Raw genomic sequence first — 26230 nt, 5'->3', positions numbered from 1 at the left:
GTTCTCCTACTGCGCGGCGCGCATGAATTCTCTAACGCATTGCTGCGCCAGCAGCGTTTGCGCCATCTGGGCGCAACCCTGTGATCCGGGGTGCAGCCCATCGCTCAGATCGTCCATATAGACGGAATTGGTTATCAAAAGCTCATGCACCTGCGCAAAAGGAATGCCGCGCTGGTCGCACAGCATTTGTTGCAGTTTGCACAGTTGTGCGATGCGGGCGTTCGCTTCCGCTGCCGCAACGGGCGGCGGGCTGATCACCAGAGTGGGGGCGGTTGCCGCCGTTTCTTCCAGCACGGGGTGCAGCAATGCTGCCATCGATGCCGGGTCTGCGGGCTGGCCGCCGCCTGGGGCAGCCATATCCACCACGCCCACGCAAAAAACAAGGTGCGGCTTCATACCGGGTATAAGCCTGTTTTCCAGCTCCTGCCGCCAGCGTGCGGCAACGTCAGCCGTGCCGTGCCGCCGCGCGCCCAGATTATAAAACGTGGCGCGCGGTATGGGGCAAAGGCCCGTTTTGTGTGCAAGCACTGCCAGCCTGCTTACCCACCCGCCCGGCATGAGACAATCGTTAACGCCTTGCGTCAGCGAATCGCCAAAAAAGAACCAGGCTGGTGTCGTATGCGGCATATGGTTACTCTGGATAGGATTGACCGTCCGCAAATATCTGCGCTGTTTTAAGCAAGCCTATGCGCTGGCGCAGAATTTCGGATGCTCCCAGGGTTTCAAGCACTGCCATGCAGAAAACCAGAGGAGACAGGTATCCGTTACTCCAGTCTGCCACAAATGTCACGGCCTCCACCTGGCTCGCTTCACTGGTCTTTGTTGACCAGTCGCGCAACATCAGTCGGATATCTGCCGTGCGCGGGCCTTTCTTGGTATCGCGCGTGAACATGCGCTCGGACATCTCGGCAAATTCGGCAAAGCAGCGGGCTGCCGCTGCGGTTTCTTCCTGAGTGGGCATGCGCAGGGTAAAGGCTTCGGCAACGGCCTGTTCTGTGCGGCGGCTTTTTTCCACAGGCTCCACCCGCAGCACGTTCATGCCGGGGGGCAGCAGGGGGGCCAGGCGCGCGGCGACTTCTTCCGGCGGCAGATTTTTGTGCAGGGTAAGGGCAAACCACTCGGCCTGGCTTTCCACGCCCACAGGCAGCGCGCGGCCAAAGGAGAGCAACGGCATGGGGTGGAAGCCCTGCGAAAATGCCAGGGGCATGGCAGCCCTGCGCAAAGCGCGGTCAAGCACAGCCTGCAATTCAAGCTGGCTCAGATATGCGCTGCCCCCGGCCTTGCTGTGCCACAGGCGGTACTGGGCCGCCTTGACGGTCAGCTCCGCAGTGATCTTGGGCGGGCGGCTGGTTTGCGGACGGCAGACAAGGCGGCCTTCCTCGTCCAGGGTAGGCGCGTGGGCCATTTGGTCGCGCTGCGGCAAAATAAGCCTGTTGCGGTGCAGGGGCTGGCCGGGTTCGTCCGAGTCCGCCGGGGCGGATGCGTGCTGCATGCGCGAAGGGGCAGCCTTGGTGTCACATGCGCCGCACTGGCGGCACGCGCCGTAGCGGCAATCATCGGTAATTTTTTCCGTCAGGGCGCGTTCGCGTTCACGCAGCAGAAATTCCTCGGAAATGCCAGCTTCAAGGTGGCTCCAGGGCAGGGCTGCGCCGGGTTCGCGCGGGCCGGTGCATTCCTGCGCGCTGATACCGCACTCTTCAAGAGCTTCAAGCCAGGGCGGCAGAGAAAAATGTTCCATCCAGCTCGTAAACACAGCGCCCTTGCGGTAGGCCTTTTCCACCACATCGGCCATACGGCGGTCTGCGCGCGACAAGACCCCTTCAAGGTGACTCATGGCGGGTTCGTGCCAGCGCAGCTTGAGGAACTTCTGCCCCTTGAACTGCGTCCGCACCAGATTGACGCGGCGCTGGATTTCATCCTGCCCGATCTGCGGCACCCACTGGAAGGGCGTGAAGGGCTTGGGCACAAAGGGTGAAAGGGCGGCTGTCACCTGTAAGCGGGGGTTGCCGCGGCCAGCGGCATCGCGAACCTTGCGGCAGATATCCGCAATGGCCGACAGGTCTTCATCCGTTTCTGTGGGCAGGCCGATCATGAAGTAGAGCTTTACAAGCCGCCAGCCGTGTTCGACCAGTTTCTGCGCGTGCAGCAGCAGGCCTTCTTCGGTAACGCCCTTGTTGATAACGTCGCGCAGGCGCTGACTGCCAGCCTCGGGGGCGAGAGTCACGCCAGTGCGGCGCAGATCGGCCATGCGTTCAATGATTTCGTCATCAATGGAGCCAACGCGAAGCGAGGGCAGGGAAAGGCTGATCTGTTCGCGGGCGCAGCGGTCAAGCACGCCGAAGCTCAGGGTCTTCAAGGCGGAAAAGTCGCCCGTGCTCAGAGAAAGGAAGGAAATTTCGTCAAAGCCCGTTTCGTTCAGGCATTTGGTCAGGAGTTCATTGATATTGTCAAGCGAGCGCTCGCGCACGGGGCGGTAAACCATGCCCGCATGGCAAAAACGGCAGCCGCGTGTGCAGCCGCGCGCGATTTCGAGCGAGAGGCGATTGTGGACAGCGCCCACAGGCACAACCTGCCGCGTGGGGTAGGCCGCATTGTTGAGGTCGGCCACAATGCGCCGGGTGGGGCGCTGGTAGTCATCGCGCAGTGGCTTGAGCGGGAAAATGGGCGCGCCTGCGGCGTCAAATTCCTGCTGAAAAAGGGACGGCACGTACACGCCGGGAATGGTGCGCGATTGCAGCAGCATTTCATCGCGCGTCCAGCCCTGATCCAGAGCTTTTTCAAGCATGCGCAGCACGTCCGGCAGGCTTTCCTCGCCGTCGCCGAGCACCATGATGTCCACAAAGGGGGTCAGCGGTTCCGCGCTCAGCAGCGCGCCGCCGCCAGCAATAACCAGGGGGCATTGGGTGAGGCTTTTCGGCCTGTCTGCAGTGCGCAGCGGGATGCCTGCCAGATCAAGCATATAGAGCACATTGGTGTAGCAGAGCTCGTGCGTGATGGAAAAGCTCAGGCAGTGCATGTTGCCCAATGGCGTGTCTGATTCCAGCGTGGCCAGCGGCGTATTGTGGGCGCGCAGAATTTCTGCGGCTTCCTTTTCAGGCGCCATGACGCGCTCTGCCCACCAGCGCGGTTCGCTGTTGACGATATTGTAAAGAATTTTTTGTCCAAGGTAGGACATGCCCACATCATAGGTATCGGGAAAGGCCAGAGCCACGCGCAGGCGTACTTCTTCGGGGTTCTTACGGCAGGCGTTGTCCTCAATGCCCGCATAGCGGCTGGGTTTGGGCAATAGGGGCAGCAGTGGGCGCATGTCTATCCTTGTGTGGGTTGGAGAAAAGGCGAAGGGTGCAAAAAGGGCGGCGTGTTGCGCCGCCCCAAGAGTGATGGCAAACCCCGTTTCTCGGGTATTGCGCCGTCAGAGTCGGCAAAGCCGCCGGGCGCAAAGGGGTTTGCTGCAAGAGTTCTTCTTGAATTACTTGATAAGGCCGCTGCCGGAACCACCAAAGGGTTCGGAGCTGAACTGCATCTTGCCGAGGCCGCCGGCCACGGTCAGATTGGTGCAGGCTTCGATGTACTTGTCCTGCAGTTCCTTGGGGGTGTTGGCATAGCGGTAGAGGAAATTTTTTCCCTCAATGCTGCCCGTAAAATCAGGTTCAAAGGGATAGCCGTAGGGCAACAGCATCATCTGCACACCCTGCTGGGTGGGGACAGTCTGAAGGGTGGCCACCTCGTTAAGGCAGTCCTTGTCGGCGTCATACTTGCCGATGATCAGTTCGCCCGTCACCAGCTTCATCAAACGGATATCATAAGCCATGCTCAACTCCTCGGTAGTCGTTGGTTTTACCTAGGCATTGGCGCAACGCATGTCAAGGTATTTTATGTTGCCAACAGTTTTGAAATGACTACAGTACGGGCATGCAGAATTTTGACGCACCCACAAATACAGACCCCGCAGCAGCGGCCAAAGTGCTGGAAACAGTGCTCGGGTATGTCTTTACAAAGCCCGCGCTGCTGGATCTTGCCCTGACGCACAGCTCGTGGGCCAATGAATGCGGCACAGGGCAAAACCATAACGAACGCCTTGAATTTTTAGGCGATGCCGTGCTTGAACTGTGCGTCTCCGCCCAGTTATATCGGCGGTTTCCTGATGCTCGCGAAGGCGAGCTGACCAAGATGCGGGCGCATCTGGTGAGCACCGTAAGCCTTGCGGAGCGGGCACGAAAGATTGGGCTTGTTGCCTTGCTGAAACTGGGAAGAGGAGAAGAAAGCCAGGGGGGACGTAATCGCGACGGCGTGTTGAGCGATGCGCTGGAGGCTGTGCTTGCCGCCGTGTATGAGGACGGCGGTTTTGCTGCCGCCCAGGGCGTGGTAGCGCGGCTTTTTGCTGACCGCTGGCCCACGGCTGCAAGCAAGACCATGCCCAAGGACTATAAAACGAGGCTTCAGGAAGCTTCGCAACAGCGCTTTGGCGAAGCGCCGCTCTACACCCGCATGGGCAGCCAGGGGCCGGAGCATGCCAAAATTTTTGAGATAGCCTTGCGGCTGCCGGATGGAACCGAATTTGCCGCCACTGGCAGCAGCTGCAAAAAGGCGGAACAAAATGCCGCCCAGCAGGCGCTTGCCGTTCTTGAGTCTACTGCAATACCAAAAAAGAACTGACAAATCCCCCAATATGCCGCCGCGAAGCATGCGGGCATAATCGGGATTGTCCCGGCCCGGGGGCACAGCCCCCGGGCCTCCCATCTTTGGTCCACCACAGCCTAGTTTATGATGGCCTAACCGCCGATAAGCTTCATGGCCATCTGCGGCAAGGAGTTGGCCTGCGACAACATGGCCACCGCAGACTGGGTGAGAATCTGGTTGCGGACAAAGGACGTCATTTCTGTCGCAACGTCCACGTCGGAAATTCGGGATTCAGCAGCCTGGAGATTTTCAGCCTGAGTGTTCAGGTTGGTAATCGTATTTTCCAGGCGGTTCTGCACCGCGCCAAGGTGCGCGCGGATTTTATCCTTGGACACAATGGCCTTCGTAATGGCCTCAAGCGACTGCTGCGCGGCCTGCTGCGTGGAAACCGTGCCGCCCGCCCGCAATGTGTTGGTGGCGGTGTCATAGGCCTGATTGCCAACGCCAAGGGCAGATGCGGTGGTGCAGCCGATGGTGATATAGTAATAGTCTTCGGCAGAATCGTTGCCGGTGCCAAAGTGAACCTTCAGCTTGCCGGAAGACGTCATGCCGCTGCCATCGTGCGAGTCAGAGGACAATGTGCCGTTCAACAGGTGGATACCGTTGAAGTCGGTGGCATTGGCGATACGGGTAATTTCCGAAGCCATTGCCTGGTACTCGGACTCGATCATCAGGCGCTGCGTGGAGTCATAGGTGCCGGTGGCTGCCTGTTCCGCCAGTTCCTTCATGCGCGTGAGCTTTTCATCGATGATGCCAAGCGCGCCGTCGGCGGTCTGGATCATGGAGATAGCGTCGTTCGCGTTGCGCGCGCCCTGATGCAGGGTGGTTATGTCGGCGCGTTGCAGTTCTCGAATTGCCAGACCCGCGGCATCATCAGCGGCGCTGTTGACGCGAAGGCCAGACGACAAGCGCTGCATGGATTTTCCCAGTGCCGAGTAATGCGCATTTAAATTTCTGGCCGTATTGTCGGCCATCATATTATGGTTAATGACCAAAGACATGGGACACCTCCTGGTGGTTACTAAGCTGTACTCGCCAAGATGCAATCCATGTGCCAATAAAAAAAGTTATTATAATTTATATAGTTACAAGATTAAAATCGTGGAGGGAAATTTTTTCCCTCCCTGAAGAGGAATTTTTGACAGTATATTAAGGCAGTCGCACAAACCACTTTGCCTGCTTCAGAGGCGATGGAGCGAATGCAGCCTGATGCTCATCGCTGCGGCACGTTATCCTTATGCGTTGGCAGCGCAGGCAGTTATCACTTGCAGGCCAACCTGATAATCCATTGTGTATATGCATCCTGTTATGGCTGCGGTGGGCTACGCAGCAAGAAGAAACCCCGGCCTGTTCCCACATGTACTGGGAGCAGGCCGGGGTTATGCCGTTAACAGCGCCCTGAGGCGGCGTATTAGTGCGGAATGATGTTGGCCAAAAAGTCCTTGGCGCGCTGGGTTGCCGGATTGTCGAAGAACTTGTCCTTGGGGGAGTCTTCGAGAATCTGGCCGCTTTCCATAAAGAGAACCCGGTTGGCGACCTTGCGGGCAAAACCCATTTCATGGGTAACGACCATCATGGTCATGCCTTCGTAGGCCAGCTCAACCATGACATCCAGCACTTCGTTAATCATTTCCGGGTCGAGTGCGGAGGTCGGTTCGTCAAAAAGCATGGCCACGGGATCCATGCACAGGGCACGGGCAATGGCAACGCGTTGCTGCTGCCCGCCGGAGAGCTGTGAAGGATACTTTTCCGTCTGCTGTTCAAGGCCGACCCGCTTGAGCAGCATGTGGGCCTTTTCCATCGATTCTTCGCGGTTGCGCTTAAGCACCTTTTCCTGAGCCAGAACAAGGTTATGGATGATGTTCAGGTGCGGAAAAAGCTCAAAATGCTGAAAAACCATGCCAACGTGGCTGCGGAGCTGGGCAAGGTTGGTTTTTTTGCTGGTCACTTCTGTGTTGTTCACAAAAATTTTGCCAGACTGCACGGGTTCAAGGCCGTTCACGGTTTTGATCAGCGTGGATTTTCCCGAACCGGAAGGCCCGCATACCACAACAACCTCGCCCTTGTGTATGCGCGTGCTACAGTGGCTCAGCACATTGAAGTCACCGTACCACTTGGATACGTTTTCCAGAATGATCATGGCTTCATCGGTGGGATTAATCATTGATTGAGTCTCTTTTTTACCATGGTTACGGTGGCTGAAACGCAGAGGCAGACCACAAAGTAGCCGGATCCTGCAATCAGTACCATATCAATTTCATAGCCTGTTGTTTTGCCAATGTTGGAAGCGGTGCGGAAAAAGTCGGCAAGGCCGATGATGTACACCAGGGCGGTATCCTGAAAAAGAATCATGCCCTGGGTCAGCAGCAGGGGCGTCATGACGCGGAATGCCTGCGGCAGGATGACATAGGTGATTGTTTGCGACTTGGTCATGCCAAGCGCAAGGGATGCCGCGTACTGGCCGCTGGAAACACTACGCATGCCCGCGCGGATAATTTCTGCATAGTAGGCCGCCTCAAATGCGGTAAAGGCCACTATGGCGGAAACAAGCCGGATGTCTGTTTGCGGCGAAAGATTGAAGAACGAACTCAAAAACTGCGGCACAATGAGGTAGAACCACAGCAGCACCATCACAAGGGGGATGGAGCGGAAGCAGTTCACATAGGCGGCGGAGAGCCAGCGCATGGGCGCGTAAACAGAAATGCGCGCCACTGCCAGCAATGTGCCTATCACCATGCCAAAGGCAATGGCGGTAATGGTGATCTTGAGCGTTACCAATGCCCCCTGCGCAAGCAGGGGCAGGCTCTGCTGGATGATGCTCCAGTCTATGCTAAACATTTTTGCCTCCTGTGCTCATGGAGGGCAAACGCATTTTGTTCTCCAGCAGTTTCATGGAACGCATAACCACAAAATTCAGGAAGGCGTAGGCAAGCGTAACCGCAATGAACGATTCATACGCGTAGCCGGAAAATTCCAGAAGGCGGTTGGCCTGCGCGGTCAGTTCGATAAGCCCCACAGTTGAAGCAACTGCGGTGTTTTTGACCATATTGAGCATTTCGGAGGTCAACGGCGGAATGATAATGCGGTAGGCATTGGGCAACAGAACGTGACGATAGGTTTGCGGCAGCGTAAGGCCAAGGGCCAGGGCTGCGTAGCGTTGCCCGCGCGAGAGGGCCTGAATGCCAGACCTGACCTGCTCACAGACGCGCGCACCGGTAAAGAAACCCAGCGCGCAGGTGGAAATGACAAAAAACTGGATGTTGGGGTTCAGTTCTGCCTTGAACCATACGCTTGCTTTGTAGGGCAGCAGGTCGGGTGCTGCAAGGTACCATATGAAAAACTGAACGATAAGAGGTATGTTGCGAAAAACGGTCACATAGGCTGCGCCAATGTTGCTCAGAATCTTGTTGGGCAGAGTGCGGAGAATACCGAAAAAAGAGCCCAGAAGAAAAGCCAGAATCCAGGCACAGACAGACAGGGCCACTGTCGTCAAAAAGCCGTCCACCAGCCAGCTAAAGTAGGTGACGTTTCCGAACGGCGCCTGCTCAAAAAAAATGCCCCAGTTCCAGTTAGCCTGCATTCGTTGGTTCCATCCCTGTGTAAAAAACGTATCTCATGGTGCAGCGGGCTTAAACGCATGCCCGGGAGCGCCCGCTTGCGCCTGAAGCTCCCGGGCATGCCTAAAATCAGTTCAGGGCCTTATCGTTGGGGGCCTTGAAGAGAGCCTTCATTTCGTCAGACATTTCAAAATTCATGTTCATGTTCTTGGGCGGAATGGGCTGCATGAACCAGCGGTTAAAGGACTTTTCGGCATTGCCGTTGCTCTGTTCCGCAGCAATCACGTCGTCAAGAAGCTTCTTGAACTGCGCGTCGCCCTTGCGCACCATGCAGCCGTAGGCTTCAAAGCTCTGCGGGGTTCCCACGATGATCCAGTCAGCGGGCTTTTTGGCCTTGGCGCGTTCGCCGGCAAGCAGGGCGTCATCCATAAAGAAGGCCACAGCGCGGCCAGATTCCACAGTGCGGAACGCATCGCCGTGGTCTTTTACGCTGATGATGTTGATGGCGAGGCCCTTCTCGTCATTCATCTTGTTCAGCAGCTTTTCAGACGTGGTGCCGGAGGTCACGGCAACGTTCTTGCCCTTCAGGCCGTCAAAGTCCTTGATGCCGGAGTCTTTGTTGACCAGCAGGCGGGTGCCGATGATAAAAAAGGTGTTGGAGAAGTCAACCTGCTGCTGACGTTCCAGGTTGTTGGTGGTCGAGCCACACTCGAAATCAAAGGTGCCGTTTTGCAGCAGGGGAATGCGGTTCTGCGAGGTGATGGGCACAAAACGCACCTGGAGGTTGGGCATGTTCAGCTGTTTTTTAACGGCTTCCACGACCTTGTTGGAATAGTCCTGTGCGTAGCCGATAACGTTCTGCTGAAGATCGTAGTAGGAAAAAGGCACGGAAGATTCACGGTGACCCACAACAATCACGCCGGTATCCTTGATTTTTTTCAAGGTCCCGGTGAGTTCCTCTGCCTGCGCCTGACCGCCCTGAACAGAGGTCAGCAGAAGCAGAGCCGCCAGAGCGGACAAAATGGATTTCTTCAGCGCCATGGTTTCCTCCTGGAATGGCATTTACGGAAGACGGCGCCCCGTTGCCAATTAGCAGCGCCGCCGAAGAAAACTACCCGGAAAATGGTGTTTGCCAAACCCATAAAAGCCAAGCCCCGCAATCAGTAACTACGGTGCTCTGGTTTTAATGGGGTGCCGTTGTGCAAGTGCACGTCCACGGCAAACAGTTTCCCTGAGTCCCTGCCAGAGTGCAGTGTCTGCGCTCATCGGGCGCGCCGATGCTGGCAGGCAAGAAAGCCGGGTGCGCTATCATGGTTCAGCGCACGCCGCTTCACGTTGCTGAGAACGGTACGCGGCAACCGGCAAAGAAAAATACATCAAACCATGCGGCGCTTGGCGGTGCATGATCCATCGCTGACTGGTGCCTTGGGGGGGAGGCGTCGCTGCGTTCTTGAGCAATTAAATGATGCGAAATGTATTCGCAAAATTTTACGTCACATGTTCAGGCGTTTACCCCTGCGGGTAAAATGCGCTCGCGCCTCACAGGCGGGCGTTTGCTCGCACAGCCTTAGGAGCGATTGCAAGGTGAAATCGCTCCTAGAGTGCAGGAACCACAACCAGTTATGTTTGCGGCAGAATACCTGCATCAAAATTTTCATTAAAATACCTCGGCATCATTATAAATATTAGCCCTGGTGTCAATATGACATCCACTTGCGTTGACCTCGCGCGTGCTGTCCTCCGAATTTTGGGCAGACGCATAACTGTAACATTTTTTTCAAGATTGGCGCTATTGGTGCTGCTTGTGTTGTCCGATAAACGATAATATGATCGTTCTGCTTGGTTTTCTGGGAGGCTGTTTTTTTCAGCCTCGGGCACAATTATCCGTTTTCCGACAAGGGTGGGTTTATGGTTTTTATTTCCCATGCGTTTGCTTTGGCCATGCTGGTTATTTTGGCGGTTGTTGGAAAAATTGACGGATTGTTGTGGCTTGCTTTGGGCGGTGCGGCTGCCTGCCTGGTGGTTGATGCAATTATGTGGCTGCGCGCCCTGGCCGAGGCAAGGCAAATGCGCGAGCTGATGGATGACGTGGCCAGCGGCGCTGGCGAATCCGGCGGCGCCAATAATCAGGAACGCCTTGCCTATTGCATTGGGCGGCTGCGTTCGGCAGAAGATAACCTGGCTGCCGAGCGGCAACGCACAGCCGGCCTTGAGGCCAGCAATGCGGCGCTTCAGGCAAAGCTGCAAGCGGCGCAGGCCGAAAATGCAGCCTTGAGTGAGAAATTTGAAAAGGGCGATGCCGTGTTGCACAAGGCGCATACTGTTTGCGCCAAACTCTCTGCCGAGGCCCAGAACCTTGCAACCCTGGTTACGGAAGTGAACCAGGGGGTTGCCGTGCAGCGCGACCGCCTGAACGAAACCGGCGGCGCTATGGACACGGTCTCTCAGGGGGCGCACGAATCATCCATGCGCGTGCGCGAGATTTCTGAGAACGCGCAAACGGCCAGCGGCAGCGCATCTGCCAGCAAGGAGCAGGTTGACGGCGCTGTTAATTCCATTGAGCAACTCAAAGATACCATTGTGCAGCTCAAGGAAGCCATGGCGGGGCTTGGAGAAAAAGCCAGCAATATCGGCAAGGTGATGGCTGTCATCAATGAAGTTGCCGACCAGACCAACCTGTTGGCCCTTAACGCAGCCATTGAGGCGGCCCGCGCTGGCGAAGCCGGGCGCGGTTTTGCCGTTGTGGCTGACGAAGTGCGCAAACTGGCAGAAAAAACCATGGGCGCCACGCGGGAAGTTGAAGACGCAGTGAAGGCCATTCAGCATGAGGCCCACCGTAATGCCGAAACAGTGGATGCCGCAGCGCGCCTCAGCCTTGAAGGCGCGAGTTCCGCCTCTGTGGCTGGCGAGCGCATGCGCGAAATTCTGGAGACCATGTCCGGCACAGCCCAGCATTTGCAGGCTGTGGCCGCCACTGCCGGGGTGCAGTCGGAAAATATTGAAGACGCCAATAAAGCCCTGGACGAAATCCGCATAGTGGCGGAGCAGACCTCTGGCAATATGAAGGTGTTCACTGCTGCGCTTCTGACATTTCAGGGCGGCATGGAAGAGCTGGACATGATTGTAAGCGCCCTGGCAAGCGGCGACTATGATCGTGCATCTTCAAACAAGTTTGTGCAGTGGACGCCTAATATGGATCTTGGTATAAATGATATAGACAGCCAGCATCGCCTGCTTGTTGACTATATTAACGATCTTCACAGCGCCATGACCAATAACAGCAGTGCGCAAGAGATGCTTGGCATTCTGCGCAAGCTCCGCGATTACACCAGTACACACTTCAGGGATGAAGAAAAACACTTTGTCCACTCCGATTACCCCTCCACCAAGGAGCATCTTCAGATTCACAGGGAATTTGAGGCCAAGGTCAATGAAGTGGAGCAGGGCATCAAGCAGGGAACAATAACCCTGAGCATGGATCTGCTTTCGTTCCTTAAAGACTGGCTTGTGCAGCACATCATGGGCATGGATGCGCAGTACGCGCCCTATGTCAAAAAAGCTGCCAGGCTTGGCACGACCCGCAAGGGGCGGGTTGCCTGATTCCACTTTCAGCAGTTTGTTAACGGCCCGTTCCGGTTCAGGAAAGCGCACTAGCCTGCGGCTTCCTGAACCGGAACGGGCTTTTATTATGCGGCAGGCGCAGGCTCTCTCCGCTCATGCCTGTGACGTTCGGATTTTGGAGAATAGCGTGGATCCTTCTTCCACCATTGCAGGACTGACAAAAATCATTCATATGCAGATGGTGGAATGATCGTTTTGCCGTGGCGGACCGGCCGCAAGTACTGCTTTGATTCGCACGTTTTTATGGCTGTGCATGCAAGTGGCCTTGCCCTTGTACAAAGCGACAATAGTCAAGTCTGGGGGAATGGATGCCCATCCAACGCGCTGCCGCAACCAACCGCGTCATCAAACTATTGTGCAGCGGGCTTGTCTGGCTTTTTTTGCAGGCCTTGCCCGGCATGGCCTGCGCTTTTGATACCGCGGTGTCGCATCTCGGTGATGTGGCCCTCACACCCACCGAGATGGTCTACCTGCGTGAGCACAAAAAAGTTACCCTGTGCGTTGACCCTGATTGGGTTCCTTATGAGCAGATAGACGCATCGGGCAAACACGTGGGCATTGCAGCCGATCTTCTGGCGCTGGTTGCGGACAGAACAGGCCTTGAGTTTGAGCTGGTGCGCACCGCCGACTGGAATGAAAGCCTGGCTTTTTCCAAAAGCGGGCAGTGCAAGGTGCTGAGTTTTCTCAACCAGACCACTGAGCGTAGTGAATGGCTTATCTTTACCTCGCCCCTGTTCAGTGACCCCAACGTGTTCATAACGCGCGAAGAACATCATTATATCTCTGACCCGGCAGCACTTGAGCACGAATCCATCGTCTTTCCTGAAGGCACGGCAATGGAAGGTTTGATCAGGGAGCGGTATCCCAATCTTGAGATCAAGCTTGTGCGGTCAGAAGATGAAGCCATGAAAATGGTTTCAAGCCGCCGCAGCTCCATGACCATGCGTTCCCTGATGGTGGCCGCCTACACATACGCACAAACGGGCTGTTCAATCTGAAAATTGCCGGGCAATTGCCCATGTACATGAATCACCTGCGCATTGGCGTACGCAAGAGTGATGTCACCCTGCGCAATATTCTGGACAAGGGCGTGATGTCCATAACACCGCAGGAACGGGGAAGGGTGGTCAATCAGCACATTTCCATCAATGTGCAGTCAGCCATCAACCCCATGTGGTTTCTTTTTGGCGGCGGGATTGGCGCTGTCATTGCCTTGCTCTGGGGCTACTGGACGTACCGGCTGCGGCGGCTGAATGCTGAGCTGCTGCATATTTCCAATACCGACAAGCTTACAGGCCTTGCCAACAGGCAAAAACTTTCTGGCGATATGGCCGAGGCCATGCTGCGATCGCACCAGCGGGAACTTCCTCTTTCCGTGCTGTTGCTGGATGTGGACAACTTCAAAAATGTCAACGATACCTTCGGGCATCTTGCTGGCGACGGCGTGTTGCAGGCCCTGAGCGCCCTGGCTGTAGATGTTCTGCGCCAGCAGGATATTGCCGGGCGTTGGGGTGGGGAGGAGTTTCTTGTGCTTTTGCCAGAAGCCGATGCCGATAAAGCCGGGGAAATTGCAGAAAAACTTCGCCGCCGGATTGAAGAGTTCAGCTTTGCAGACGGGCTGCGTTGCACCGTGAGCATCGGCCTTGCAGAGATGCGCCCTCATGATACTCAGGACAGCCTGATCCACAGAGCAGATACGGCGCTTTACCATGCAAAAAGAATGGGGAAAAACAGAGTCTCTGTGGGCTGATTTTTTGTGTGTTTGAGGTTTTAAAATGCGTAATTATGTGATATCAGTTTATAATATCGGGTCATGAACTTGCTTGGAACAAAGATTTGGAGTAGATTTATTGCTATAGGTTTTTAGTTTCCATATTTCCGTAACAGCCGTGTGCAGTTCATTTTTTGTTTAAACGCCGCATGGTCTCCTTCGCCTCCACTGGCTTCCATCTGTTCCGTTTTTTGGGAGTTGACGCATTCTGCCGCTGTGGGGTTCATATGACTGATTCCCAGCCAAACCTTCGTTCAGAGTCTGAACGCAGCAAGTCATCCCGGCTGCATTCCCACAAGCAGCTATGGGTCATTGCCACAATCAATTTGCTTGTTCTGGGCATTATTATTTTTGCGCTGGTGGGCAGCAGGCAGCAGGAACTCGACAAGGCCGCCAACACGCTGGAAAGCGTTTCCCGATCCATTGACGATGTTCTTTCCTGGCGTTTTGAGAAGATCAATCTTGCCCTGCTGGGCGCGGTTGATGAAGCGCAACAGCAGGCACTGCGCGGCGATGTTTCCTGGGAATGCTTTGAAGCCTATGGCAAAAACCTTGATGAACGCCTGCCGGACACCCTTGGCTTTTTGCTGACAAATACGCAGGGACGAGTGGTATACGCTTCTCCCCGCGCACTTTCTGGTGAGATGTCCATCACCAACACCGACCACTTTGTTCAGTTGCGCAATAATCCCTCCTCTGGGCTTGTTATTTCCCACCCTTTTTACAGCCAGTTGTGGACGCGCCCCATCATTGTGCTTTCCATGCGCTATTTGTTGCCCGATGGTTCGTTTGGCGGCGTTGTGGCCTGCGCTGTCTCCATAGATATGTTTTCGGACATCATGGCTTCAGCCGTCATTGTGGGTTCAAGCGCCGTGGCCACCCTGTGGGATAAAAAGCTGGGCCTTGTCACGCAGTATCCGCGCGGGCGTTTCTGGCTTGACGCAAAACCATCGCCCCCGTTGCGAAAACTCATTGAACACGACGCCGCTCCAAGCATCTACCAGCACAGGCGTGCAGATTTTGGCGATAAAAAAAGGATCGCGTTTTATCGCAAGCTTAGCCAATGGCCCCTGTATCTTTCTATTGGCCTGTATGAGCAGGCCGTTCTCGCCAAATGGCGTCAGGACATTTTTTCACTGGTTTTTTTATGGGTAGTTTGCGTGTTTATCTCATTCTGGAGCGGTATTAGCTACACCCGCCAGCTCAAGGCACTTGAATTGGGCGAAAAGCGCTACAAAGGCCTTTTTGACAATATGCAGGCAGGCATGGCCTTGTGCGAGCCGGTCTTTGCGCCAGATGGGAAAATTTGCGATTTCAGGCTGGTTGAGATCAACCAGGCCTACTGCGACGTATTCAAGGCGGAGCGGGAAGACGTTATCGGCAAAACACTGCTGGAAAGAATCAGCCCCAAAACCAGCGAAACAGCCCGCTGGGTGAATCCGCTCATAGTGACTGCGGAAACCGGCGACCCGTCTCATTTTGAATTTTACCTTGCCGGCAACAACCTGTGGGCGGATATTGTTGCCTATCGCTCAGAAGTTGGAATCATAGCATTTTTATGCACTGACATAAGTGAAAGAAAATTCGCTCAGGCGCGGGCAAACCGTATTTCACAAATGTACGCTGCGCTCAGCAGATGCAATCAGGCCATTGTGCGCTGTTCTGGCAGAAATGATCTTTTTGCTGAGGTTTGTCGGGCTGCTGTTGAAGCTGGCGGCATGAAGGGAGCCTGGATCGGCCTTGTTGAAAAGCAGACAGGCAACGTGCAGCCCGTTGCATCATTTGGCCTGAGCAATACCGATCTGCAAAAGCTCGACATATCTGTTTGGGCGTCTGACCCCAAAGGGTCCGGCCCAACTGGCTGTGCAATCCGAAACAACGAATCTGTCTGGTCAGACGACACCACAACTGACCCCAGGCTTGCGCCCTGGTGGCAGCTTGTGCGCAAAACGGGTTTTCTTTCTGTTGGGGCGCTCCCCTTGCGCCAACGGGGAGAAGTTGTTGGAAATTTGACGCTCTACGCCGATGATGCCGGAACCTTTGATGCAGAGGTGCGCGAGCTCTTGGGGGAAATGGCCCTGAACGTCAGTTTTGCGCTGGATAATTTTACCTGGGAAGAAGAGCGCCGCCGCAACGAAGCCCGCATCAATGAGCTGGCCTACTATGATCAACTGACCGGCCTTGCCAACCGTCCCCTGCTTACTGACCGCATCCGGCAGGCAGTTGCGGTGGGCATGCGCACGGACAAGTTCAGCGCGCTGCTGTTTATTGACCTTGACCGGTTCAAGACGATCAACGACACGCTTGGTCACGCGCACGGCGACAATCTGCTCAAGCAGGTTGGGCAGCGCCTGCTTGCCATTGTTCCGGCAGATGACACGGTGGCGCGCTTTGGCGGTGACGAGTTTGTCTTGTTGTTGCACGGGCTGTCGGGCAACAGCGAGGAAGCTGCGGAGGCCGTGGCGCTTATCTGCCGCAAGATTCTCAATGCCGTTCGCGAGCCAATTCTTGTGGAGGGCATCACCTGCAACTGTACAGCCAGTATTGGCGTTGCCCTGTTCGGCAAGCAGAGCATCACTCCAGATGAACTGCTCAAGCAGGCGGATCTTGCCATGTATCAGGCTAAAGACGCCGGAAGAAATACCGTGCGGTTTTTTGATCCGGCCATGCAGCAAACCGTCATGGAGCGCATAGAGCTTGAGCGGGATCTTGAGGAAGCCATTCGCCTTGAGCAGTTTGTGCTGTATTATCAGCCGCTGATTGACCTGGATGACAACGTGTTTGGCGCTGAAGCGCTGATTCGCTGGCAGCACCCCAAGCGCGGTATTGTATCGCCTGCCGACTTTATTCCCCTTGCAGAAGAAAACGGCATGATTGCCCGCATAGGTGCATGGGTGGTGCGGCAGGCGTGCAGCCAGCTTGGACGCTGGGCTGTGATGCCCGAGTTTTCAAATCTGACAATCGCCATCAACGTAAGCGCACGCCAGTTCCGCGAAAGTGATTTTGTACGGGATGTTACGGCAGCGGTGCGGCAAACGGGCATTGACCCAAGCCTGCTGAAGCTGGAGCTGACCGAAAGCCAGCTGGCTGTGAACATGCAGGAAATCATATCGTCCATGGTCGAGCTGAGCAATCTGGGCATCCGGTTTTCGCTGGATGACTTTGGCACCGGCTATTCGTCCATGGCGTATCTCAAGCTGCTCCCGCTGGATCAGCTCAAGATTGACCGTTCATTCATTCGCGACCTGCTCACTGACCCCAACGATGCCGCCATCGCCAGCATCATCATCGCGCTTTCGCAAAGCCTTGGTTTAACCACCGTGGCCGAGGGCGTGGAAACACGCGAGCAGAAAAGGGCTCTGCTGAACATGGGCTGCACGTTGTTTCAGGGGTATCTGTTCAGCGTGCCGCTGGCGGTGAAGGACTTTGAGCGGTATCTGGCGCGCAGAAACGCAGCGGCAGCCGCAGAAGGGCATGGTAATCGGGCCGAGCAACCCGAGAGCGCTGAACAGACCGAAAGCGCCGAACAGGTAGCGGAGGGCGAGGGCAGGGGAGCCGCCTGAGCGGGGAGAAAAAACTTCAGGCGGGGCAATATTCAGGCCTGTTGCACGCATTGCCATGCCTGAAAAGAATTTTGTGCTTCAAAAAATAACAAGGGCGGGGTAAACCCCGCCCTTGAACGTCATATCCGCAAAATAGCCGTAAAAATCTGGCTACTGGTTGATGCCGTCCAGTTGCAGCCATTTGCCGAGGTGGCTTTCAATATGCTGGCAGATTGCCGCCTGTTCTTCCTTGCCTTGTCCGGCAATGGTGAGGGGGCTTGCAAAGGTGTAGCGTATGGTCAGGCCGGGTTTGACCGGGCCAAGTTCCTTGATTTTTTTGCCCTGTCCCCAGGCGTCGGTTTTGAGGGCCAGCGGCACAATGGGCACTCCAGCCTTTTTAGCCAGCTTGACGCCAATGGAATTGAACTGCTGCGGATTAAACTCGCGCGAGCGGGTGTGCTGCGGAAACACAATGATGGAAATACCCTTTTTCAGGCGCTCCAGCCCGCCGTTCAGTACGGCTGCGAGGTCTTCACGCGGATTGGTGCGCCCAACCACGATGGGGTCGCGCGAGCACATCACCGGGCCAAAAAGCGGCATGGTGGTGAGGCTTTTTTTGACCACAAAGGTCACCTGGCGGCGGGGCCGGATCATGGCCGGGAGCATGAATGTTTCCAGCGTGCTCATGTGGTTGGCCACAAACAGGCAGGGGCCGTCCACAGCTTCAATGGCGTCCATGCCTTCAATCTCGATGGGGCAGCCTATGCGCTCCACAAGGTCTGCCACCCACGCGCTGGCATATACCCAGGCGGCATCGTCGCACTGCCCCTTGGACGCTCTGGAGCACAGCCAGCGCACCGGGCCGAGAAACAGGCGGCTGTAAAAGCTGAGCGAGGGCATCATACGGCTGAAAAAGCCCGCACTGGCAGGCTGACTGCTGTATGTGTCACCCGTGAGAAACTTGGCTTCAAATGCGCCGTCAACAAAGGGGTTCATGCCTATTCGTCCGTTTTTTTGATTTTATGCAGTTTGCGCCACCACTGGCTGAGGCGCGGTTCTTCGCCGTTGTCGCGCGGCTGGTAGAACCTGCGGCCTTCCAGTTCCGTCGGCAGGTATGACTGCTCGATCCACGATTCCGGGTAGTTGTGGGGGTACTTGTATTCCTTGCCGTAGCCCCATTCCTTGTGCAACTGGGTAGAAGGATTGCGCAGATGCAGCGGCACCGGGCGCGTCCCGTTGAGTTTGACCTCGCGGGCGGCGTTGAGATAGGCCGCGTATGAAGCGTTGCTCTTTTTTGCAAGAGCCAGATAGGTGACGGTTTCCGCCAGCGGAATAAAGCCTTCCGGCATGCCCACAAATTCCACGGCCTGCTGACAGGCCACGGCCAGCCCCAGAGCGTCCGGGTCGGCAAGCCCCACATCCTCGGAGGCGGAGAGTATCAGGCGGCGGCACACAAAGCGCGGGTCTTCGCCACCTTCAAGCAAACAGGCCAGATAGTACAGGGCCGCATCCACATCGCTGCCGCGAATGGACTTGATGAGCGCCGAGGCCAGTTCGTAGTGGTTGTCGCCGTCCTTGTCGTGGCGGATGAGCACCTCGGGCAGCGCCGCCTTGATATGCTCCAGATCGCGCCTATCTTCCGGCAGGGCGCCCACATATTCCACAAGATTCAGCAGGGTGCGGGCATCGCCGTGCGAAACCCCGGCCAACAGGTCGGCCACATCATCGGTCATTTCAAGCTGCATGTCTTTTGCGCCGCGCCGGGCAAGCTCCATAAGCTCAGGGCGGCCCAGGGGCCGCAGCCGCAGCACGTGCAGGCGCGAAAGCAACTGCCGCGTGACGCTGAACGAGGGATTTTCCGTGGTTGTGGCAAGCAGGGTCAGGTCGCCCGATTCCACCAGCGGCAAAAAAAAGTCCTGCTGCGCCTTGGAAAAGCGGTGCAGTTCGTCCAGCACAAGAATTTCCACACCTGTGAGCGAGCGCCGTAGGTGCTGCAAGCCAGCTTCGGGCGCGCTCAAGCGCAGATAGGGCTTGCCGGATGATTTGGCCAGCAGCAGGGCAAGGGTTGATTTGCCGCAGCCGGGCGGGCCGAAAAACAGCAGGCTGGGCAAACGCCCGGACTTCATAAGTGAGCGCAGGCGGTCGCCAAGATGGGTCTGACCAAGAAAAAGCGCCAGATCATCGGGCCGCATGCGCTCCGGCAGCGGCTTGCTTACGGTCACTTTCCGCTCCCTTGGGCGGCATCGGGCTTGCCGTAAAGCTGCGAACCCCACCAGTGCAGGCCAAGGCAGAGCGTTGCGGCTGTCTCACAGCGCAATACGCGCGCGCCAAGGCTCACGGCGGTAAAGTGGGCGGCTTTCAGGGCTGCCAGTTCCCGTTGCGAAAAGCCGCCTTCTGGGCCGATCACATAGACGGTCAGGCCGGGCTGACCCGCCATTTCCGGGGTGAGCATGTGCACACCGTCCTGGAGTTCCCAGGGCAGAATGCGGTGGTCGGCAGCGTGCGAAAGATGAATGAGCTGGTCCACGCCGCCCGAGAGGGCGCGCACTTCGGGCAGCCAGGGGTTGCCGCTCTGCTTTGCCCCGGCAATCATCTGCCCAAGGCAGGCTTCTTCTGCGGCGGCAGAAAGTTTGCCCTGGCTGTGGTCGCCCTGCCACAGCCATACGCCATGCGCGCCAAGCTCCACGGCCTTTTCCATAAAAAAGCCGCGCCGCACGGCCTTGCTGTAGGCCAGCGCCACAATGGCCCGCGAATGCGGAGCAGGGGTGACAGTTTCAGAAACGCGCTGGAGCTGCACGTTTTTTTTGCCTACCTTGCACACCACAAATATGCCCGAGCGGCCCCGGCCATCGAGAAGCCCCACTTCGGTGCCGGATTCCGCGCGCAGAACCTGCCCCAGATGCCGGGCTTCCTGCCCTTCAAGAAGAGGTGTATCGCCCCAGTGTTCAGGGGCCAGATAAAAAAACGGTACGCTCATGCCACCACGTTTTCCTTGCCGCTGCGCGCCTTGCGCACAGCCTTGAACCCGTCCTGCAATGAAACAAGACGTCTGTAATTTTTACGGATTTCCTGACCAGCCGGGGTAAGGGTGTCTTCCGGCGGTTCAACGTATTTGCGTTGCAGATAGCTGTCGCGCAGGATTCTTTCCACACAGTCTATCACGGCGTCAACCAGGCCGGGGAAGAAACTGACGATCTCAAACTTCAGCTCGTTGAGCAGGTTCAGGGCCTCGCGGAACATCTGTTGGTAGGTGATGCGCGCGCCCTTGAAAGTGCGCTGGCACAGGTCTTCCAGTATGCGCACGCGCCGGGCCTGCTGGATGTAGCTGAACCGGGTGCAGACTTCCTGATACAGTTCGCGCAGGTTTTCAAAGGCCTCGTCATTGTCTGGCGAAAAGAGGTAGTTGGTCAACACCTTGCTTACATTGGAGAAAAATTCATCACTGTAGCTGATCATGCGGCGCTGATGCTTGGTCAGCCAGCTATAGAGGAATTTGAGCCGCTTTTCGTGCGTGCCCGTGTTTTCCACCACCTCGGTGCGCTTGTAGATGATGCGCCCCGTGTATTCGCCGCGCACAATGTCGTTGAGGCGCAGGAACATGTTGGAGGTGTCCTTGATGATGTTAAGCCCTGTGAGCGCTTCGCCCGTAATGGGGTGCAGCACCTCCTGCGCCACCACGGAGAGGGCGCGGTCCTGCCGCACGTTGCTGGCGTCAAAGGTGTGCTGGCGGTATTTGATGCGCAGAATGACCACCCGGCGCGGCTTGTCCAGAAAAAATCCATCGCGGTCAATGGCGCTCAGCGCTTCGTCCTGATCGGCGTCCACAGCCACAAGGGCCACTTTTTCCAGCAGGGGGTAGCGCGTGTTTTCGCCATTGGCCATGTAGGTGGTAATGGTTCTGTCCGTCTGCCCCAGCACGCGCAGCAAAAAACGCTCGCCCATCTTGTGCAGCTTGCGGGCAAAAAGCGCGCTCGAGGTGCGGCGCTCTGAAACTATGGGGAAGCCGTAAAGCTCCATGAGGTACTGGTACACAAACATGCGGTTGCGTTCGTAAATATCGCTGTCACCATACACGAACTTGCCTATGCGGATGCCAAAACGCTTCAGTTCGCTGTCGATATCCGAAGGAAAGGAAGCGAATATCCCGGCCAGATGAAACTGCTTGTCCGCGCCCCAGGCCAGCACGTGCGCCCTGTCCATGCTGAGCAGGTAGGGCATGAGGGCAGGATAGGTTTCAAGCACAACCGTGTCTGTCGAGCGGAACTGCTGGCGAAAAATATCCTGATGCACACGCGGCAGCCGCGAGGCCAGGGTTTGCAGGTTCTGCACCATGACCTGATTTTCCAGCGGGCAGCATGCGCCGTCGCCTTCGGTAATTACGGGGTGCAGGCGGTCGAACTGAAAAATTTCTGAAAAATAGTCGAGCTGGCGGGCAAAGGCCACCATGGCAAAGCCGGGCAGCTCTTTGTATTCAAACATGTCGTTGTCAAACGAGGGCAAAAGCTCGCGCGCTTCCACAAGGGGGTAGTTCTTGTTTTCCTGATAGGGTTTGACAAGACACAGGCGGATATGCACGGCGTCGAGCATTTTCTTGAGCTGCGGCAAATCGCTTACGGCAATCGAAGAGGACAACTGGGTAGCGTCCTGCCAGGGCAGACCGTCCTTGCTGAATACCTCTTGCCATTTAATCATCCGCACATCCCTTATAGAAATTTGTTATTTACTACCTGCTTTTCAGAATATTTTCCAGTGGGAATGATGCAGGTTCCCCGAAAAACGGCATCAACCGGGGCTGCCAAGCCCGATATCAGGGGTGCAGGCGCTGCCGGCAAAGGCCTCAGCACCGGAACAATGAGCACGAGCAGCGCAAAAGAAGTTGCGGCGGCGCAGGCCCTTTGCTACAAGAAATGCGTTACCCGAGAGCCGTCACGCCTGTGGGCGGCATCACCTCAACCCCATGTGCCCATGACCGCCAACTCTGTTGAAAAGCATATTCTGAGCATCGTTTGCAGCGTTTTTGACGCTTATTCCGTAGTCCTTTTTCTGCCTGATGAAGAAGGCGAAGCGCACCACCTTGCGGCTGCCTTCAGCCTGGGTGAAAGGATAGCGTCCAACGCATCGGTGCTGCCCGGCAAGGGCCTTGTCGGCTGGATTGTTCGTAACCGGCAACCTCTGCTTGTGCCGAATTTTGACCAGCGCCAGAGCAACCTTGGCTACTACACCGGTGGCGAAGAGGCCAATATCAAGGCCTTTATGGGCTGCCCCGTGCCCACTGGCGGCGCACTCTGCGTTGACAGCAAGCGGCAGTACTCTTTTTCAGACAAAGACCACAAGATCCTGCAAATGTTTGCAGAACTGATCTCGCGCCAGCAGGGTTCCACGGGGCGGCAGGAGCTTGCCGGGGATATTCCGCGTTATTTTGCGGAATTGTCCGTTATTCAGGATCTGCGCTTTCGCTACAAGCGCTGGCCCCAGTTTTTGCAAAACTACCTGCGCATCATGGTTGAAGCTACGGGTTTTGACTACTGCGCCTTTGCCTCGGTGGACGAACCGGGCGAAACATATTGCGTTGAAAGCGAATCAGCCCGCCTGCTGCTGACCGGCGAAGAACCGCTTATCCTGCCCATGGGCAGCGGCATAACAGGCTGGGTTTTCCGCAACGATCAGCCGGTGATCGCTGAAGGCGTTGAGGGCGCGCCCGCCACTGTGCTGTTTGGCAAACTACCGGATATGCCCGATTTTCAGGCTGCCATCTGCATGCCGGTTATGGTCAACAAGAGCACGCGCGGCGTACTTTGCCTTGCGCACACCAATCCCCGCCAGATAGACGAATCCCTGCGCAGTTTTGTGCGTCAGTCTGTGGATCATCTGGCCCTGTTCCTGGAAAATCTGTATCTCAAAATGCGGCTCAGAACCATGTTGCCCCGAGCACGGGTGCACAACGACGGCCCCCAGGCCTATGACCCCGACACTGCGCCCATTCCGCCAACAAAAGAATACTAAACATGATGTTACGGCGTTTCTTCAGATTCTTGTCAAAAGACATTGCCATGGATCTTGGCACTGCCAACACCCTGCTTTACACCAGGGCGGATGGCATTGTGATCAATGAACCATCGGTGGTGGCCATAGACACGCACAAGAATTCTGTTCTCGCCGTAGGCGCTTCAGCCAAGGAATATCTGGGCCGCACTCCCCAGCGCATCAAGGCCGTGCGCCCCATGAAGGACGGCGTCATCGCCGACTTCGACATCACCCGCGAAATGATCTCCTACTTTGTGCGCAAGGCCATTACCGGGCTGCGGCTGGTCAAGCCCTCCATGGTCATCTGCATCCCAACGGGCATCACCCAGGTGGAAAAACGCGCGGTCATCGATTCGGCCATTCTGGCAGGTGCTGCCGACGTGGCTATGGTCGAGGAGCCAATGGCCGCGGCAATTGGCGCAGACCTGCCCATTCACGAGCCTCTGGGCAATCTGGTGCTTGACATTGGCGGCGGCACAAGCGAGGTGGCTGTTATCACCATGGCGGGCATTGCCAATGCGCAGTCTGTGCGCGTGGCGGGCGATGCCATGAATATGGCCGTGCAACGCTATATGCGCGATGTTTTCCGCATGGAAGTTGGCGACAATACTGCGGAAAACGTGAAGAAAATTCTTGGTTCCGCCATGCCCATTCCCAATGCGCCGGTGCTTGAAGTTTCGGGCAAGGATCTGGTGCGCGGTGCGCCACGTGTGGTCAAGGTTACGGAAGGCCATGTGCGCGAAGCCCTGCGCGAGCCTGTGCTGGCGATCCTTGGCGCAGTGATGCGCGCGCTGGAAAAAACGCCGCCTGAACTGGCAGCGGATATTTACCGCAACGGTATGCTCATGGCGGGCGGCGGTTCGCTGCTCAAGGGGCTGGATCAGTTTATCGCCAGAGAAACGCGCCTCAAGGTTTTTGTGGACAAAGACCCACTGACCACCGTGCTGCGCGGCACGGCCCGCGCCATGCTTGACCGTCAACTCTACCACTCGGTCTTCATTAACTAGCTGCGCCCCGCACCTCTTGCCGGGAGGTTGCGAAATCCATCTGTCAAAACAATATCTGCTGCGGGGCGACCAGCCCTGCGGCGTCTGTGCGTGGCATACACAGCCTTGCGCACAAAGGGATAGCCATGTTTGCATCACAGGATATTTTGCAGGGATGTCTGGAAATTGTGCGCCAGAGCGGCGACATCGTGCGTGAACACTGGGCAAAGCCCAGCAATGTGCGGCACAAGGGGCGCATTGATCTGGTCACGCAGACCGACCTGGCTGTGGAAGCCTTTTTGAAGGAAAAACTGGCAAACCTTGTGCCCGGCGCCGCCTTTATGGCAGAGGAAAGCAGCGAGAGCGAGAAGGAACCGGACGGCCTGTGCTGGATCATCGACCCTGTGGACGGCACTACCAATTTTGTGCACCGCATCCCGCAGGTTGCTACCTCGGTAGCGCTCTGGAACAAGGATCATGTGGAGCTTGGCGTGGTCAACATTCCCATGATGAACGAATGCTTCAGCGCGCAGCGCGGGCAGGGCGCGTACCTCAACGGCGCGCCCATAAGCGTGAGCAAGGCGGAAACCCTTGGAGATGCGCTGGTGGCCACGGGCTTTCCCTATGACTTTAGCGGGCGACTCGACAGAATACTGGAACGCCTTTCCCTTGTGCTGCCCAAAAGCCAGGGCCTGCGGCGCATAGGCGCGGCGGCGGTGGATATGGCCTATGTGGCCTGCGGCAGGCTGGATATGTTTTATGAAGAAGGCCTGAAGCCCTGGGATTTTGCCGCTGGCCTGCTGCTGGTGGAAGAAGCCGGGGGCAGGGTGACCAATTTGCGCGGCGAGGCCCTGCATTTTGGCGATGTGCTCATGGCCTCCAACGGGCTGGTGCATCAGGAGGCTGTTGATCTGCTTGGCCCCACGGCCGTATAAGAACACAGCGTGGCACGGCCTGAGCAGAGCGTTCACGAAGTGTGCGCAGGCCCAGCGAGTTACGCTCCTGCCGGGCAGGTTTTTCAACTGGCAGGCTTTTTACGGGTAAATTGAGGGCGTGTGAAGCAGCTCAGCGCGGGCGCACAAGGCCAGCCTGCACCGCCTGCCGCAAAAAGGGCGAAAGCAGTTCGCCAAAGTGTACGCCTATGCCCCGCAGTTCGTCATAATCGACCAGCATGTGCTGATCCGGGTCACGCACGGCGGTGGCAGCCAGCGAGGCGGGCATGCGGCCTTCATACAGCGCCACAAAGGCGTTGAAATTGTCCGGCCCCGGCGGGGAAACGCCGAGCGCCAAAATGCGCCCCTCGTGGTTCCAGTCGTTTCTAAACAGCTCCTGCGCCTTGTGCTCGCTTGATTGCCCGGCGGGCAGCCGCCCGAAGGACGAAAATCCCCAGCCAAGGCCAGGGCGGTGCGTCAGCAGGGCGCGGCCAAGGCGGTCGCGCACAAGCAGGCCCACTGCCCGGTGGCGCAGGTTCTGCCTCAGTATGTCCTCGCCGCGCATGATGCACAGTGGTACATTGTTGTGATCCACAACCTCCTGCAAGTCAGGAGAGTTGCCTAATGAAGGATAAAGGCTGATTTTCATGAATGCTTCCACAGTGCGGGACGAACGCCTTCAGATGCTTGGGCCGCAGCATGCCGCCGCTATGTACGAGATTGAGCGCCAGTGTTTTCCTCTGCCCTGGTCAGAAGAGCAGTGCGCTGCCGCCTTTGGGCAAAAGGCTTTTTCGGCACTGGGAATGTTTCGGCATGAGGCGCTGATTGGCTATATATCAGTATATCACACGCTGGATGAACTGGAAATACTCAATCTTGCAGTTTTGCCGGATGAGCGCCGCAGAGGCCACGGACGGCGTATATTGGGCGTGGTCTTGCGCCTTGCGCGTAAAATGGCTATAAACAAAATCTTGCTTGAAGTCAGAGTGGGCAACAGGCCCGCTATTTGTCTGTATGAGAGTTGCGGCTTCAAGCGAGAGGGCGTGCGCAAAAAGTATTATACCGATACTGGCGAAGACGCGCTCATTTATCTTTGTTCCATCTGATCCTTGAGGAC

The 26230-nt window shown here is 56.6% G+C and carries 22 protein-coding genes; 9 read left to right on the top strand and 13 right to left on the bottom strand.

Annotation, left to right across the window (positions count from 1 at the left end):
- Positions 1–6 precede the first annotated feature (6 nt).
- The 3 genes from NE637_RS01805 to NE637_RS01795 form a co-directional block, all read right to left on the bottom strand.
- On the bottom strand, positions 7–627 hold the full coding sequence (locus NE637_RS01805; RefSeq protein WP_227117898.1) for a GDSL-type esterase/lipase family protein: 621 nt from the start codon (positions 625–627) through the stop codon (positions 7–9).
- Positions 628–631: 4 nt separating this feature from the next.
- A complete protein-coding gene (locus NE637_RS01800) occupies positions 632–3307 on the bottom strand; it encodes a TIGR03960 family B12-binding radical SAM protein (protein WP_227117896.1) in 2676 nt (891 codons plus the stop codon).
- A 162-nt stretch (positions 3308–3469) separates the two neighbouring features.
- On the bottom strand, positions 3470–3811 hold the full coding sequence (locus tag NE637_RS01795; RefSeq protein ID WP_192111886.1) for a hypothetical protein: 342 nt from the start codon (positions 3809–3811) through the stop codon (positions 3470–3472).
- 101 nt (positions 3812–3912) lie between these two features.
- Between NE637_RS01795 and rnc the strand changes: the two genes are divergently transcribed.
- Entirely contained in the window at positions 3913–4656 is a 744-nt protein-coding gene (gene rnc / locus NE637_RS01790) for a ribonuclease III (protein WP_227117894.1), read from the top strand.
- 116 nt (positions 4657–4772) lie between these two features.
- On the opposite strand, the gene NE637_RS01785 is transcribed toward rnc, so the two are convergent.
- The 5 genes from NE637_RS01785 to NE637_RS01765 form a co-directional block, all read right to left on the bottom strand.
- The gene (locus NE637_RS01785) at positions 4773–5681 is read right to left on the bottom strand and encodes a flagellin N-terminal helical domain-containing protein (RefSeq protein ID WP_192111884.1); all 909 of its coding nucleotides are present in this window, start codon (positions 5679–5681) and stop codon (positions 4773–4775) included.
- A gap of 410 nt (positions 5682–6091) precedes the next feature.
- Positions 6092–6820 carry an amino acid ABC transporter ATP-binding protein gene (locus tag NE637_RS01780; RefSeq protein ID WP_192112092.1) on the bottom strand — a complete coding sequence of 243 codons (729 nt, stop codon included), beginning with the start codon at positions 6818–6820 and terminating at the stop codon, positions 6092–6094.
- Between the two features lie 20 nt (positions 6821–6840).
- Positions 6841–7518 carry an ABC transporter permease subunit gene (locus tag NE637_RS01775; protein ID WP_192111883.1) on the bottom strand — a complete coding sequence of 226 codons (678 nt, stop codon included), beginning with the start codon at positions 7516–7518 and terminating at the stop codon, positions 6841–6843.
- Positions 7511–8260 (bottom strand): amino acid ABC transporter permease, encoded by a 750-nt coding sequence (locus NE637_RS01770; protein ID WP_022659398.1) that lies wholly within the window; start codon positions 8258–8260, stop codon positions 7511–7513. The genes NE637_RS01775 and NE637_RS01770 overlap by 8 nt, the downstream gene beginning before the upstream one ends.
- A 106-nt stretch (positions 8261–8366) precedes the next feature.
- Entirely contained in the window at positions 8367–9278 is a 912-nt protein-coding gene (locus tag NE637_RS01765; RefSeq protein WP_192111882.1) for a glutamate/aspartate ABC transporter substrate-binding protein, read from the bottom strand.
- A gap of 867 nt (positions 9279–10145) precedes the next feature.
- Here NE637_RS01765 and NE637_RS01760 point away from each other — a divergent pair.
- From NE637_RS01760 to NE637_RS01745, 4 genes are all read left to right on the top strand, one after another.
- Complete coding sequence (locus NE637_RS01760; RefSeq protein ID WP_227117892.1) at positions 10146–11837, top strand: bacteriohemerythrin; 1692 nt, start codon at positions 10146–10148, stop codon at positions 11835–11837.
- Positions 11838–12166: 329 nt separating this feature from the next.
- Entirely contained in the window at positions 12167–12856 is a 690-nt protein-coding gene (locus NE637_RS01755; protein ID WP_227117890.1) for a transporter substrate-binding domain-containing protein, read from the top strand.
- Positions 12857–12876: 20 nt separating this feature from the next.
- A complete protein-coding gene (locus tag NE637_RS01750) occupies positions 12877–13608 on the top strand; it encodes a GGDEF domain-containing protein (RefSeq protein WP_227117888.1) in 732 nt (243 codons plus the stop codon).
- A gap of 248 nt (positions 13609–13856) precedes the next feature.
- Positions 13857–17192, top strand: coding sequence for an EAL domain-containing protein (locus NE637_RS01745; RefSeq protein ID WP_227117886.1), 3336 nt, complete (start codon positions 13857–13859; stop codon positions 17190–17192).
- A 150-nt stretch (positions 17193–17342) separates the two neighbouring features.
- Here NE637_RS01745 and NE637_RS01740 read toward each other — a convergent pair whose 3' ends face one another.
- From NE637_RS01740 to NE637_RS01725, 4 genes are read right to left on the bottom strand one after another with little or no spacing between them, the layout of a single operon-like run.
- Complete coding sequence (locus NE637_RS01740) at positions 17343–18167, bottom strand: lysophospholipid acyltransferase family protein (protein ID WP_192111878.1); 825 nt, start codon at positions 18165–18167, stop codon at positions 17343–17345.
- 2 nt (positions 18168–18169) lie between these two features.
- Entirely contained in the window at positions 18170–19393 is a 1224-nt protein-coding gene (locus NE637_RS01735) for a replication-associated recombination protein A (protein ID WP_227117884.1), read from the bottom strand.
- Positions 19390–20148: a 16S rRNA (uracil(1498)-N(3))-methyltransferase gene (locus NE637_RS01730; RefSeq protein WP_227117882.1), complete on the bottom strand. Its 759-nt coding sequence runs from the start codon at positions 20146–20148 to the stop codon at positions 19390–19392. The genes NE637_RS01735 and NE637_RS01730 overlap by 4 nt, the downstream gene beginning before the upstream one ends.
- Positions 20145–21863, bottom strand: coding sequence for a hypothetical protein (locus tag NE637_RS01725; RefSeq protein WP_192111875.1), 1719 nt, complete (start codon positions 21861–21863; stop codon positions 20145–20147). Before NE637_RS01725 ends, NE637_RS01730 begins: the two co-directional genes overlap by 4 nt.
- 159 nt (positions 21864–22022) lie before the next feature.
- Here NE637_RS01725 and NE637_RS01720 point away from each other — a divergent pair, with 159 nt between their 5' ends.
- The 3 genes from NE637_RS01720 to NE637_RS01710 all read left to right on the top strand — a co-directional run bounded on the left by NE637_RS01720 (position 22023) and on the right by NE637_RS01710 (position 25116).
- Complete coding sequence (locus NE637_RS01720) at positions 22023–23174, top strand: GAF domain-containing protein (RefSeq protein ID WP_225529811.1); 1152 nt, start codon at positions 22023–22025, stop codon at positions 23172–23174.
- A 2-nt stretch (positions 23175–23176) separates the two neighbouring features.
- Positions 23177–24202: a rod shape-determining protein gene (locus tag NE637_RS01715; protein WP_215647905.1), complete on the top strand. Its 1026-nt coding sequence runs from the start codon at positions 23177–23179 to the stop codon at positions 24200–24202.
- Between the two features lie 125 nt (positions 24203–24327).
- Positions 24328–25116 (top strand): inositol monophosphatase family protein, encoded by a 789-nt coding sequence (locus NE637_RS01710; protein WP_215647906.1) that lies wholly within the window; start codon positions 24328–24330, stop codon positions 25114–25116.
- Positions 25117–25246: 130 nt separating this feature from the next.
- On the opposite strand, the gene NE637_RS01705 is transcribed toward NE637_RS01710, so the two are convergent.
- Entirely contained in the window at positions 25247–25762 is a 516-nt protein-coding gene (locus NE637_RS01705; protein WP_192111872.1) for an NUDIX hydrolase, read from the bottom strand.
- Between NE637_RS01705 and rimI the strand changes: the two genes are divergently transcribed.
- Positions 25761–26219: a ribosomal protein S18-alanine N-acetyltransferase gene (rimI, locus tag NE637_RS01700; RefSeq protein WP_225529810.1), complete on the top strand. Its 459-nt coding sequence runs from the start codon at positions 25761–25763 to the stop codon at positions 26217–26219. The genes NE637_RS01705 and rimI overlap by 2 nt on opposite strands.
- The last annotated feature ends 11 nt before the right edge of the window (positions 26220–26230 follow it).

The sequence above is a fragment of the Desulfovibrio desulfuricans genome (assembly GCF_024460775.1).
Lineage (GTDB): Bacteria > Desulfobacterota > Desulfovibrionia > Desulfovibrionales > Desulfovibrionaceae > Desulfovibrio > Desulfovibrio desulfuricans_E.
The sequence above is the reverse complement of the archived record's forward strand: the minus strand, read 5'-3'. Positions and strand labels throughout refer to the sequence as shown.